Annotated in this window: 15 protein-coding genes; 1 reads left to right on the forward strand and 14 read right to left on the reverse strand. The window is 32.4% G+C overall.

Going from position 1 to position 13,639, the window contains the following annotated elements; all coding sequences use genetic code 11:
• Positions 1-4 precede the first annotated feature (4 nt).
• From LIX58_RS10680 to LIX58_RS10745, 14 genes are all read right to left on the reverse strand, one after another.
• On the reverse strand, positions 5-988 hold the full coding sequence (locus LIX58_RS10680) for an alpha-ketoacid dehydrogenase subunit beta (RefSeq protein WP_154836895.1): 984 nt from the start codon (positions 986-988) through the stop codon (positions 5-7).
• Positions 981-1,982 (reverse strand): thiamine pyrophosphate-dependent dehydrogenase E1 component subunit alpha, encoded by a 1,002-nt coding sequence (locus tag LIX58_RS10685; protein ID WP_154836897.1) that lies wholly within the window; start codon positions 1,980-1,982, stop codon positions 981-983. The genes LIX58_RS10680 and LIX58_RS10685 overlap by 8 nt, the downstream gene beginning before the upstream one ends.
• 17 nt (positions 1,983-1,999) lie before the next feature.
• A complete protein-coding gene (gene lpdA / locus LIX58_RS10690; protein WP_154836899.1) occupies positions 2,000-3,424 on the reverse strand; it encodes a dihydrolipoyl dehydrogenase in 1,425 nt (474 codons plus the stop codon).
• Between the two features lie 144 nt (positions 3,425-3,568).
• Positions 3,569-5,245, reverse strand: a complete 1,677-nt coding sequence (gene recN / locus LIX58_RS10695; protein WP_154836901.1) for a DNA repair protein RecN — start codon at positions 5,243-5,245, stop codon at positions 3,569-3,571.
• 15 nt (positions 5,246-5,260) lie between these two features.
• A complete protein-coding gene (ahrC, locus tag LIX58_RS10700) occupies positions 5,261-5,713 on the reverse strand; it encodes a transcriptional regulator AhrC/ArgR (protein ID WP_103297133.1) in 453 nt (150 codons plus the stop codon).
• Between the two features lie 284 nt (positions 5,714-5,997).
• On the reverse strand, positions 5,998-6,879 hold the full coding sequence (locus LIX58_RS10705; protein WP_126566946.1) for a polyprenyl synthetase family protein: 882 nt from the start codon (positions 6,877-6,879) through the stop codon (positions 5,998-6,000).
• Positions 6,872-7,087 carry an exodeoxyribonuclease VII small subunit gene (locus LIX58_RS10710; protein WP_126566947.1) on the reverse strand — a complete coding sequence of 72 codons (216 nt, stop codon included), beginning with the start codon at positions 7,085-7,087 and terminating at the stop codon, positions 6,872-6,874. The genes LIX58_RS10705 and LIX58_RS10710 overlap by 8 nt, the downstream gene beginning before the upstream one ends.
• A complete protein-coding gene (gene xseA, locus LIX58_RS10715) occupies positions 7,080-8,417 on the reverse strand; it encodes an exodeoxyribonuclease VII large subunit (RefSeq protein WP_154838496.1) in 1,338 nt (445 codons plus the stop codon). Before xseA ends, LIX58_RS10710 begins: the two co-directional genes overlap by 8 nt.
• A 15-nt stretch (positions 8,418-8,432) precedes the next feature.
• Positions 8,433-8,822, reverse strand: coding sequence for a transcription antitermination factor NusB (gene nusB / locus LIX58_RS10720; RefSeq protein ID WP_126566949.1), 390 nt, complete (start codon positions 8,820-8,822; stop codon positions 8,433-8,435).
• A gap of 32 nt (positions 8,823-8,854) precedes the next feature.
• A complete protein-coding gene (locus LIX58_RS10725; RefSeq protein ID WP_103297138.1) occupies positions 8,855-9,214 on the reverse strand; it encodes an Asp23/Gls24 family envelope stress response protein in 360 nt (119 codons plus the stop codon).
• Positions 9,215-9,227: 13 nt separating this feature from the next.
• Positions 9,228-10,583 carry an acetyl-CoA carboxylase biotin carboxylase subunit gene (gene accC / locus LIX58_RS10730; RefSeq protein ID WP_126566950.1) on the reverse strand — a complete coding sequence of 452 codons (1,356 nt, stop codon included), beginning with the start codon at positions 10,581-10,583 and terminating at the stop codon, positions 9,228-9,230.
• Positions 10,583-11,068, reverse strand: coding sequence for an acetyl-CoA carboxylase biotin carboxyl carrier protein (gene accB / locus LIX58_RS10735; RefSeq protein WP_154838495.1), 486 nt, complete (start codon positions 11,066-11,068; stop codon positions 10,583-10,585). The genes accC and accB overlap by 1 nt, the downstream gene beginning before the upstream one ends.
• A 233-nt stretch (positions 11,069-11,301) precedes the next feature.
• Positions 11,302-11,859 (reverse strand): elongation factor P, encoded by a 558-nt coding sequence (gene efp / locus LIX58_RS10740; RefSeq protein WP_103297141.1) that lies wholly within the window; start codon positions 11,857-11,859, stop codon positions 11,302-11,304.
• Positions 11,860-11,883: 24 nt separating this feature from the next.
• Entirely contained in the window at positions 11,884-12,945 is a 1,062-nt protein-coding gene (locus tag LIX58_RS10745) for a M24 family metallopeptidase (RefSeq protein WP_126566952.1), read from the reverse strand.
• Between the two features lie 102 nt (positions 12,946-13,047).
• Between LIX58_RS10745 and LIX58_RS10750 the strand changes: the two genes are divergently transcribed.
• A complete protein-coding gene (locus tag LIX58_RS10750) occupies positions 13,048-13,635 on the forward strand; it encodes a hypothetical protein (RefSeq protein ID WP_126566953.1) in 588 nt (195 codons plus the stop codon).
• Positions 13,636-13,639 lie beyond the last annotated feature (4 nt).

Genomic DNA, 13,639 nt, shown 5'->3' on the forward strand with positions numbered 1-13,639 from the left:
CTCCTTAAAATTGTGCAAGTTTGCGCATTTTATCTAAGATTTTGTCAGGGTTCATCATTACTTCATTTTCAAGATTAGGTGAAAAAGGCATTGAAGGCACGTCAGGTCCAGCAAGACGCATAATTGGCGCATCTAGATCAAATAAACAGTTTTCAGCAATAATAGCTGCAACTTCTGACATAATGCTACCTTCAAGATTATCCTCTGTAACAAGTAAAATTTTGCCATTATTTTTAGCTCTTTCAATAATTGTTTGTTTGTCTAAAGGATAAACGGTACGTAAATCTACAACTTCTACACTAATACCATCTGCAGCTAAAATATCTGCAGCTTGAAGACAGTAGTTGACGCATAAGCCATATGTAAACACAGTAATATCTTCACCTTCACGTTTAACATCTGCTTTTCCTAATGGAACAGTATAATATTCTTCTGGTACTTCCTCTTTTAGGAAGCGATATGCTTTCTTATGCTCGAAGAATAACACTGGATCATTAGATTCGATAGATGATAATAGTAATCCTTTTGCATCATATGGTGAAGATGGAATAACAATTGTTAATCCAGGTGTAGAGGCAAAAATACTTTCTACACTTTGTGAATGATATAAACCACCATGGACGCCACCGCCGAATGGTGCTCTTATCGTTAGAGGACATTGCCAATCATTATTTGAACGATATCGCATTTTAGCAGCTTCACTAATGATTTGGTTCACTGCAGGTAGAATAAAATCAGCAAATTGAATCTCTGCGATTGGACGTTTTCCTAACATTGCAGCTCCTATAGCAGTACCAATGATGTTTGATTCAGCTAACGGTGTATCTATGACGCGTTCGACGCCATATTTCTCTTGTAAACCACGAGTTGCGCCAAATACGCCACCTTTACGTCCTACATCTTCGCCTAGAATGAAGACATTTTTGTCTTGTTCCATTGCTAAATCTTGTGCCTGTTGAATGGCTTCTATATAGCTCATTTTAGTCATTAGTTATACCTCCTTCAGGGTCATATACAAATTGATACGCTTCGTTTACTGAAGGATAAGGTGCTTGCTCCGCATCTTTAGTCGCCTTATTTACGATCGCTTTATGCTCTTCTTCAACTTCACTCAACCATTCTTCATCAATAATGCCTTGTTCTAGTAAATAGTCTTTAAATTTTAAATTGCAATCTAATGTTTTTAGAGATTCACGTTCTTCTTTAGTACGGTATGTATCGTCATCATCTGAAGAATGAGGTGTCATACGACTAGTAATGGCTTCAATTAGCGTTGCTCCTTCTCCATTTAGAGCTCTTTCTCTAGCATCTTTCATTGCTTTATACATAGCAATTGGATCATTGCCATCAACGGTTTCACCATAAATGCCATAACCAGTAGCTCTATCAGATAAGTTTTCTGCAGCATATTGTAAAGAATCTGGTACAGAAATTGCATATTTATTATTTATAATGACACAAACAAATGGTAATTTATGAACACCTGCGAAGTTTAGACCTTCATGGAAATCACCTTGGTTTGAACTACCTTCACCTACAGTTGCTGTAGCTATATTTGCTTTTCCATCCATTTTTAAAGCTAAAGCAGCTCCTACTGAATGTGGGATTTGCGTTGCTACCGGAGAACTTTGAGATAATATACCTTTTTCACGGTGACTAAAATGTGACGGCATTTGTTTACCACCAGAATTAATATCATCTTTTTTACCAAATGAAGCTAGCAATGTATCATAAGGTGTAATACCCATATAAGTGACAAATGCTAAATCTCTATAGTATGGTGACGAGATATCTCCTTCTTGCATGGCATAAGCCATACCAATTTGCGTTGCTTCTTGACCTTGCCCACTTACAACAAAAGGTATTTTACCTGCACGGTTAAGCAACCATAATCTTTCGTCTACTTTTCTTCCTAAATCCATCCATTTATAAATTTGTTTGAGGTCTTCTTCTGTAAGGCCGACAGATTTATAATCAATCATCCTATATTTCCTCCCTGTTAAACATGAATTGCTCTATTTTCTATTTTTAATCCTAATTCCATTAATACTTCAGATATGGAAGGATGCGCATGTGTGGTTAGACCTAATTCTAATGCAGAACCGTTCATAAACTGTAATAGCGCTACTTCGTTTATTAATTCAGAAGCATGTGGTCCTATCATACTTAAACCGATAATTTCCTCACTATCTTGATTAATGACAACCTCACAAAATCCTCGTTGCTTTGCATCTTCCTCGATAACTGCTTTTCCTATTGCGTTAAATGGTGCTTTATATGTACGTGTATTGATTCCTTGAGATTTTGCCATTTCATTATTTAACCCAATGGATGCAATTTCAGGATATGTATATACACATTTAGGCATTAAATCATAATCTAACGGTATTGGTGATGAACTGAACATATGTTCAACTGCAACCACACCTTCTTTTGATGCGACATGTGCAAGCTGTAATTTTCCGATACAATCACCAGCAGCATAGATATGTGCATCTTCTGTTTGTTGAAAATGATTAACCTTGATATAACCAGCATCATCAGTTTTTATTTTTGTATTATTTAAGCCAATGTCAAACGTATTGGGCATACGTCCTATAGCTATTAATACTTTTTCAGCTTCAACTAATTGGTCATTATTCACTGTTATGGATACGTTGTCTTCACTCTTCAAAATTGAAGATTCATCTAATTGACAATTCTCAAAAAAAGTTACGCCTCTTTGCTCTAAACTATCTTTAAGAAATTTTACGATTTGACTACTTTCCGTCGGCAATATGCGTTCATTTGCTTCAATTACAGAAACTTTTACGCCTAAATCAATTAAAAGTGAAGCAAATTCAAGACCAATTACGCCTCCGCCAATAATCGCTATACTATGAGGTAATTTTGTCATCTCTAATAATTCATTGCTAGAAATAACATATTCTTTATCAAAGTCTAAGAATGGCAATGGTTTAGGGCTTGTTCCAGTAGCAATTAACACATATTGATTTGGTAATAAATCAGACGCTCCATCACTGTATTCCACTGATATTGTACCACTTTGTGGAGAAAAGATTGAAGTGCCCATTATGCGTCCAGTACCATTGTATACATCAATATGATTTCTTTGCATTAATGCATTTACACCTTTATACATTTGTTCAACAATCTCAGTTTTTCTTGACATCATTGTTGAAAAATCAATCGTAAAGTCGCCCACGTTGACACCAAAGCTTGAAGCTTCTTTAACTGTGCGTGTCACTTCGGCCGATTTTAATAATGCTTTAGTTGGGATACAACCTTTGTGTAAACATGTTCCACCTAGCAAAGATTGTTCAACGATAGCTACTGTTTTGCCTAATTGTGAGGCACGAATTGCTGCTACATAACCTGCAGTTCCTCCGCCTAACACGACAAGATCATATTGTTTTTCAGACATGTTCTTACTCCTAACTTGTCTAAACTTAGATAGAGAGCGTGAAACAATTCAGTTCACACCCTCTTGTAAGTCAAAATTATTTATACTTAGTTATTTTACATCAAATTGATAAATTCTGAAAATAATTCTCACTACTCTCAACAACTATTTTCTACGATTTTGTTCAATCATTTCCTTAGCATTTTCACGCGTTAAATCAGTTACGCTTGCACCTGAAATCATTCTAGCGATTTCGTCTATTTTATCGCCATCTTCGAGTTCTTTCACTTGGGTAGTTGTACGATCTTCATTAGACGCTTTACTAATTAACAAATGATGGTCACTCATAGAGGCAACTTGAGGTAAATGTGAGATACAAATAACTTGAATATATTGGGCTATATCACGCATTTTTTCAGCCATTTTTTGGGCTGCTTGGCCTGATACTCCAGAATCAACCTCATCAAATAAAATTGCAGTTTGACCTCTTGATTGAACAAAGATACTTTTTAGAGCTAACATAATACGCGACAGTTCCCCACCTGATGCTATTTTGTTTAGACTCTTGAGTGGTTCACCTTTATTTGGACTAATTAAGAACTCTACAAATTCTATACCTTCTAGGGTTGGTTTATCTAAAGGTTGGAAAGATATTTCTAAATTTGCATCTTTCATTTGCAGATTTTGAATTTCTTTGACAATGTGATCTCTTAATTCACGTGCAACTTTCCGACGTTCTTTAGAAAGTGCTTTACCAACGTTAAGTACTTCTTTATAAAGTTGAGAAATTTCTTCTTTTAGCTGAGAAGTACTTTCCTCATAATTTTCAATTTTAGAAATTTCACTTTCAAGTTTATCTTGATAAGTGATTAATTCACTAATATCCTTTCCATATTTACGTTTAAGGTTATTTAGTAAATTCATTCTAGATTCAAGTTCATTTAAAACTTGCTCATCGAATTCTGTATTCGACATTTCATCATAAAGCTCATGCTTAGCATCTTCTAAAGTATAGTAGAATTGATCGACATCTTCTTTCAATTTATTGTATTTATTTGGAAGGATATCGTTAATAGCCTGTAAGTGATTACTAAATTCATATAGCCTATCAGTAATAGCATGTTCATCAGTTAAAGCGACATGAGCATTGTTTAATGCCAAACTTAATTTTTCAGAGTTTTGAATACGACGTATGTCAGCTTCAAGTTGTTCCGTTTCGCCTTCTTTTAAAGAAGCCTCTTTTAATTCTTCAAATTGAAATTTCATCAAATCTAAACGTTGTAATAAAGCTTGGTCTGCCGATTCAAGTTCTTCTAATTCTTTCGTTTTATTTTTATATTCATTAAAGAGATTATGATATTTTTCTTTAATATCTAAATATTTGTCTTCAGCATAGTCATCCAATAATTGCAGATGATATTTTTGTTTTAATAATACTTGCGTTTCATGTTGCCCATGTATATCTAAAAGCTCTTGCATTACTTTACGCAAGTCTTGAAGGGTAACAGTTTGATTGTTGATTTTACATATACTTTTCCCCGAACTAAAAATTTCTCTCTTAACTAGTAGAAAGTCTTCATCAATGTCGATATCTAAGCTTTTAAGAACGGATATAGCATCTTTACTATTATCGATATCAAATATACCTTCAATAATCGCTTTCTTTTCTCCATGCCTTACATAGTCTGATGAAGCACGCATACCAATCAATTGTCCGATTGCATCAATAATAATTGATTTACCAGAACCAGTCTCCCCACTTAATACAGTTAAACCGTCTGAAAATTGGATTTCTAGTTCATCAATGATGGCAAATTGTTTTATTGATAAGGTTTGTAACATGAATTCATCGCATCCTTATAATAAATTAAAAATTCTAGTTTTAATTGTATTACTTGCTTCTTCATCTTTACAAATTAAAAGACAAGTATCATCACCACAAATTGTTCCTAATACTTCATCCCAATCAATTTGGTCAAGAATAGCACCGATAGATTGAGCATTTCCAGGAAGTGTTTTTAGAACAAGTAAGTTTCCTGTACCTTCAATATTAACAAATGAATCCATTAAATAACGGCCCAGTTTTTCAAGTGGGTGATATTTACGATCATTCGGTAAACTATAAACATATTGACCTGAAGGTGTAGGTACTTTAATTAGTTGTAGTTCTTTTATATCTCGTGAAACGGTTGCTTGTGTAACATTTAAATCATATTCATTAAGACGTTTAACTAGTTCATCTTGTGTTTCAATCTGTTCACTTGAGATAATTTCTCGGATTTTTATATGTCTCACTGATTTTTTAGCCATTGTGAACACTCCTAGTTTCGAATATTTATACAATGATTTTAACACAACCCCTTTGGAACTACTACTAAAGTTAACTACTTAGAAAGGTTGTCATATCAGATATTTAAGGTTAAATTTTAAAATGATATGTAGTCAAAAGAATTTATTTATTACATCTAAATGTATAAATTTATACATATTAAAACAATATTAACTTTAATCTGGAGTAAATCTATCTTTTTAAATTTAAAAATCCTTCTAAGTATGATACTCAGAAGGATTAATTTAAAATAATATTTTGTTATTTAGTGATCTCTATTATAAAATAATTCAACTATGTCTAATAAAGGTGTAACATCATAATGAGTGTTAAGTGGATTTAGCGCTTCAATCGCTGCATTTCTGTGCCATTCTAATTTTTCTTCGGCGCCCTTTTTTCCTAGTAAAGAAACATAAGTACTTTTATGATTTTCTAAATCACTACCCACTTTCTTGCCTAGCTTTTGTTCGTCTCCATAGATATCTAATAAGTCATCTTTAATTTGGAACATTAAACCTAAATTATCACTGAATTTTTCTAAGGCTTTTGAAATATTCTCATCCACCTCAGCAATATCAGCCGCGCTTAAAATAGCAAACTGTAATAATGCCCCTGTTTTGGCTCTGTGAATTTGCTCTAATGTAGTTAAATCTACTGAACTATCTTCACTATCCATGTCTAATGTTTGACCACCAACCATTCCTAAATGACCACTATCGTGAGCTAAACGAGAAATCACTTTTACTTTTACCTCAGGTTTAAGTAATTGATCATTTGCTACGACTTCAAATGCTTTAGTTAGTAATGCATCACCAGCAAGTATAGCTTTCCAATCACCATATACCTTATGATTTGTAAGTTTACCTCGTCTGTAATCATCATTATCCATGGCAGGTAAGTCATCATGAACAAGCGAATAAGTATGAATCATTTCAAGGGCTAATGCTGTTTGAAGCCCTTTATTATAGTCTTCGTTTAAAACATTGAGCGTTAATAATACTAGTAATGGTCGAATTCGTTTGCCACCAGCATTTAGAGAATAACGCATACTTTCTTCTAAATTAGTATTAAGTGATGAATCTCCAACTGTTTCATTAAGTAATGTATTAATTTGTTCAATTAATTCATTTGTTGATAATTTACTCATTATCGGCACCCTCTGTTTCATCTTTGATTAATTGATTCACTTTAGTTTCAGCATCTTTTAAAGTCGTTTCGCAAGCAGCAGATAATTTCATTCCACGTTGGTATAGGTTTAATGATTCTTCTAATGATACTGTTTCATTATCTAATTTTTGAACGATATTTTCTAACTCTTGCATCATTTCTTCAAAACTTTGTTGTTCTTTACTCATCTTTACACCTAACTTTCTTAACAGTAGCATTAACGCTACCATCTTTCATAGATAATGTAATCTCGTCATTTTCTTTTAAATCATGTGTACTTGTTATGACTTTATCATTTTTATTAACGATTGTATAACCTCTTAACATGATGTTTGTAGGACTTAAATTATTAAGTTGTTCTATTTTATTTTGTAATTTAACTCTACTATTTTCAATGGTTTGATTGGTTACATTGATTAAACGATAACGATGACTAGAAACAGTCTTTTGATTTTGTAAAATAGTTCGATTGAAATTTTTTAAATTAAAATGGTTTTGCAATAATTTAACGTTATTTTTCTTACTTTCAATACTTAATAAAAGTTTTTGTTTTAATTGTTTCTCTAAATCATCTCTTCGTTGAATTTGTTGGTCATATAATAATGAGGGTTGCTTAAATTTGTAATATGACGCTAAATAATCTAAATGTTTATGTTGCTTTTCAACGTACTGCTTAATAAATTTTGTTAGTGAGAATTGATACTGCTTAATTTGTTGCAATAACTCATATTGATCTGGTGTAGCAATTACTGCCGCTTGAGTAGGTGTAGCAGCTCTGACATCGGCTACAAAGTCACTCAACGTAAAATCAGTCTCATGGCCAACTGCTAATATGATAGGTGTTTGACAATTGAAAATAGCTCTAACAACATCTTCTTCATTAAAATTCCATAAATCTTCTATAGAACCCCCGCCACGGCCCAAAATAATAGTATCCACATTCAAACTATCTGCATATTGGATTTTTTCAATAATATCATTTTTAGCTTGGGCCCCTTGTACTAGTGTGCTAATCGAGATTTTCTCTACTAAAGGGTAACGACTATTAATCGTGGAATGAATATCACGAATTGCTGCACCTGTACTTGCAGTTAAAATTGCTATTTTTTTAGGGTACTTAGGTATGGCTTTTTTATATTCTTTATTGAAAAAGCCTTCTTTAGCTAACTTTTGCTTAAGTTCTTCTAGCTTTTGGTAGAGATTACCAATACCATCAAGTTCCATTTTATTAACGTAAATTTGATAATTACCTCGACGTTCATATACTGAAACTCTAGCTTCTAGTAATACTTCATCGCCTTCTTTTGGAACAAATGTAAGTTGTGAAGCATTTCCTTTGAACATCATTGCACTAATAACACTATCTTTATCTTTTACATTAAAATACAAATGGCCACTTGAGTGTTTTTTAAAATTTGATAATTCACCTTTAAGAAGTACAGATTGTAAATGTGGATCTTGATCAAATTTATATTTAATATATTTAGTTAAAGTTGAAACACTTAGATATTCAGACATAGACATCACTCAATACTATTTTTTTATATTGCTTAATACACCATTGATAAATTTATAATGATTATCATCACTAAATTGTTTAGTAAGTTCGACTGCTTCGTTAATAATTACTTTTGAAGGGGTTTCACTATGAAGAAGTTCAAAAGTAGCCATTCGTAAAATAATACGGTCACTTTTCAATAAACGCTGGATTGACCAATCTTTGAGTTTAGGTTCGATTGTTTCATCAAGCACTGGCTCGTGATCTTTGACACCAGTAACTAACCAATGAATAAAATCAAAATCTAAATCAGGGTAATCATCTTTAATAAAATTAATCGCCTCATTGATAGTCAAATCTGTATCTTTCATTTCTAATTGAAATAATGTTTGAAATGCTTGTTTTCTAGATTCTTTACGACTCATAACAAACTCCTTATTTTAATATTTGTTCTAATCTATTCAGCAGTAATATGCATGATATGAATGTTAATCTCTTTTGGTTCAATAGCAGTCATAGTTTTAATAGAATTGAAAATATTTGCTTGGATTTTACTTGCAAATTTAGAGATTTTAACGCCGTGTTTAATCGAACAGTATACGTCAATGTGAATACCATCATCTTTTGCTTCAATTTTTAAATTTTTACTTAAATTCTTTCTACTAATTTTTTCTAAGTTAGTGTTATTTAAGTCGGCGAAGTGTCCAGTTACACCTTCAATCTCAGATACTGCGATGCTCGCAATAACAGAGATAACTTCAGGCGCTATTTCAACTTTACCTAAATTAGAATTTGAATAATCTGCTACTTTTACCATTTGATGTAACCTCCTACTCAGTATCATCCATAATATTATACTTTTCTAAGAAATTTGTATTAAAACTACCACTTCTGAAAATATCGTTATTCATTAATTTTAAATGGAATGGAATGGTTGTATCAATTCCTAAAATTAAATACTCACTTAATGCTCTAATACCAGTCATAATCGCTTCATCCCTAGTTGGTTCATGAACGATTAATTTAGCTACCATTGAATCATAATATGGAGGTATAGTGTAATTTGTATAACATGCTGACTCAATTCTCACCCCATATCCACCTGGCGCTATATATTGTGTGATTTTACCTGGAGAAGGCATAAAGTTTTTAAATGGATTCTCAGCATTAATTCTATATTCTATGGCATGACCATTAATTGAAATATCTTCTTGTTTATAAGGTAATGGTTCTCCCATAGCTACTTTTAATTGAAGTTTAACTAGGTCGATACCTGTTACCATTTCAGTTACTGGATGCTCTACTTGAATACGCGTATTCATTTCCATAAAGTAGAATTTATCATCATTTAAATCATAAATAAATTCAATTGTGCCTGCATTTTCATAGTTAACTGCTTTAGCAGCTCTGACTGCGGCATCTCCCATTTCTTGACGTGTTTTTTCAGAAAGAATTGGAGAAGGAGCTTCTTCTACTAACTTCTGCATACGTCTTTGAATTGTACAATCACGTTCACCCAAATGAATCACATTACCAAATTGGTCACCAATCACTTGAATTTCAATGTGGCGGAAATTTTCGATGAATTTTTCAAGATATAATCCACCATTTCCAAATGCAGTTTCGGCTTCTTGTTGTGTCATGCGGAAACCATTTTCTAATTCTTTCTCATTACGAGCGACACGAATTCCTTTACCGCCGCCTCCAGCAGTAGCTTTAATAATTACTGGATAGCCAATGTCGTTAGCAATTTTTTTAGCATCACTTATTGTTTCAACTAAACCATCGCTTCCAGGTACAACTGGAACGTTTGCTGCTATCATTTCCGCTTTAGCTACATCTTTAATTCCCATTTTTTGAATAGATTCATAGCTAGGCCCAATAAACTTCAATTGACATGCTTCACATAATTCAGCGAAATCGCCATTTTCAGCTAAAAATCCATAACCAGGATGAACGCCGTCACAACCTGTAGATGTTGCTATAGATAAGATATTAGGAATATTTAAATATGAATCTTTAGACTGTGTAGGACCGACGCAATATGCTTCATCAGCAATTTGAGTATGTAGCGCGTCTTTATCTCCTTCAGAATAGATTGCAACAGTTTGAATACCTAAATCATGACATGCTCTAATAATTCTAACCGCTATTTCTCCACGGTTAGCAATTAATACTTTTTTCATTATTTCACCTTAAATAACGGTTGGCCATACTCTACCATTTGTCCGTCTTCTACTAATATTTCTACGATTTCACCAGAAATTTCTGCTTGTATTTCATTAAATAATTTCATAGCTTCTAAAATACAAACTGTTGAATCATCCGATACTTTATCGCCTACTTTAACATATGCATCCTCTTCAGGTGATGGTGATTTATAAAACGTACCGACCATAGGTGCATTAATTGTTTGGTAGTTGTCATCTACATCAGAAACACTCTCAGAATTACTTGATGGTACAGTTTCTGTTGATGATTGTGGTTGAGAAGCTGTAGGTTGTGGTGCAACTACAGATGGTTGCGGTTGTGCGTATTGAGGTGTAATAATTTCAGTTTCTTTTTGTTTCTTTAAATTAACTACGCTACCTTTATTATCTTCAATATTAATTTCAGTTAAGCTTGATTGATCAAGAATTTCGATTAATTCTTTTATTTCTTTAAAATTCATAAGTGGATAACTCCTTGACTTAGTTTTCATCTACCAATCTATTTTACTTGACTGTTTCAACCAATTCAAGCATGTGTCGTTTTCAATTCAAACGCTTAGTAATAATTTATATTATTTTCTTGTTTGAAAATGAAATCCAAGTACGTTTTTGTATTCATTGACTACTTTTTAGAAATTAAAAAACTCTAAGACAATGCTTATGTCTTAGAGTTTATATAACATATAGTTAACGATTAACCTCTTGAAATATAGCTACCATCACTCGTATTGATTACTAAAATGTCGCCTTCATTTACGAATAAAGGTACATTTAAAGTGTAACCTGTTTCAACTGTAGCAGATTTAGTAGCACCAGTTGCAGTATCACCTTTAATACCAGGTTCTGTTTCAGTAACTTCTAATTCAACAGTTTTTGGTAATTCAACTCCAATTGTTTCACCTTCGTATGATTGGATTTGAACTTCCATGTTAGCTTTTAAGAATTTTAATTCGTCTTTTAAGTAATCTCCTGATAACTCAGTTTGATCAAATGTTTCATTATCCATGAATACGTGATTGTCACCATCAGCATATAAGTATTGCATACGACGGTTTTCAATCATAGCTTGTTCTACTTTTTCACCAGCTCTAAAAGTTTTTTCTTGAATAGCGCCAGTTCTTAAATTACGTAATTTAGAACGTACAAAGGCAGAACCTTTACCTGGTTTTACGTGTTGGAAATCAATAACTTTCCAAATACCATTATCTACAGAAATAGTTAAACCTGTTTTAAAATCATTAACCGAAATCATTCAGTTTCCTCCTCAATTATACGCTTACTCTAAAATAATAAGGTCTTTCGTACATTTAGTAAAGACTTCACAGCCATTTTCAGTGATTAAAATGTCATCTTCAATACGTACCCCACCAAGACCGTCGACATAAATACCTGGTTCAATAGTAACACAGTTATTTACTTCTATTGTACCATTTGCATTTTTAGATAATAGTGGGCCTTCATGAATTTCTAAACCAATCCCATGCCCTAAGGAATGTCCGAATTCTGCACCATAACCATGTGCTACGATATAGTCTCTAGATAATGCATCAGCTTCTTTTACGCTCATACCAGATTTAATTTCGTTAATGGCTTTAATTTGAGATTTAAGTACGATATCGTAAATTTCTTTTAATTGAGCATCAGGTTCACCTATAGCGAAAGTACGCGTGATATCAGAACAGTAACCTCTATAATATGCGCCAAAATCTAAAGTAATCATATCTCCACGTTCAATCACTTTATCGCTAGCTACACCATGAGGTAAAGCGCCTCTATATCCTGACGCTACAATGGTGTCAAATGATGGACCGTCAGCACCTAATTCTAACATTTTACTTTCTAATAATGCTTTTACTTCTCTTTCAGTCATACCAACTTTAACTGTTTTTAAAAGATAATCATAAGTGTCATCAACAATTTTAGCGGCAACTTTTATTTTTTCGATTTCTTCAGGTGTTTTAATTTCTCTAATTTGTTCAATTCTATTTCCAATACTAATTAATTGGGCAGAAGCTTGATTAAGAATTTGATATGTATCATAACTAACTAAATGACCTTCGAATCCTACTTTTTGAAAATTTCGACTATTTATGATTGAAATAATCTCGTCATTAATGCTTCCACTTCTATTGATAATGTCAAAATTAACAGCTTGATTAGTCGCTTGCTCTATATAGCGGAAATCTGTAATAAGTTTGTTCTCTTTTTTCGAAATGACAAGTGCACCACTTGTTCCCGTGAATTCAGAAACATATCTACGGTTATAATCTGATAAAATCACTACAGCGTCTAAATCTTGTTTGTTAAGTAAGTCGTGAATTTTCGCTATTTTATCCATATTGTTCACCTCTTGTATAACGTTTGTACATTTTAATTATTTACATTAAAATGATATCATACTTGTTTTCGAATAAATAGATTTTGATTTAGGGAGATTTACATGAAAAAACTAATAATGATTATAGGAGCTTCGTGTTTGCTAGTTGGCTGTGGCACTCAGAACTTAGGTCCTTTAGAAGAAAAAACAACTAAATTAAGAGATGATAACCACAACTTGAAACTCGATATTCAACAACTAAATCAAGATATCAGTGACCAAAAATCACAGCTAAATGCTTTAAATAATGATAAGAAAAACGTTTCGCAAACTGTAGATAATAATAATGAAACAGAATTTTTAAACGCTAGTTCTCAATACTATCAAGATATTGCAAAAGTTATTGGGAATTTTAATAAGCTTGATTTAACTAAAAAGAAAAAAGAAGATAAAAATCAAAATTTAGAGAAATTAAATTCTCTTTCTAATGATATTGATAATGCATATAGTAAATATAAAGGTTCAGTATCTAAAAAGAAAATGAGTGACAAAAACGAAAGTACGGATAAAAATATTAAACAGATAAATAAAAATATTCAATCTGCTTTTAAAGATATTAAAAACGGATATGAATCTAATGATACGGATAAATTAAATCAAGGACGCACTAAATTATCACAAATCAATCTATCTAGTAATTCTGGATCATAGGAGT

It is taken from the genome of Staphylococcus sp. Marseille-Q1834 (assembly GCF_916858875.1).
GTDB lineage: Bacteria > Bacillota > Bacilli > Staphylococcales > Staphylococcaceae > Staphylococcus > Staphylococcus pragensis.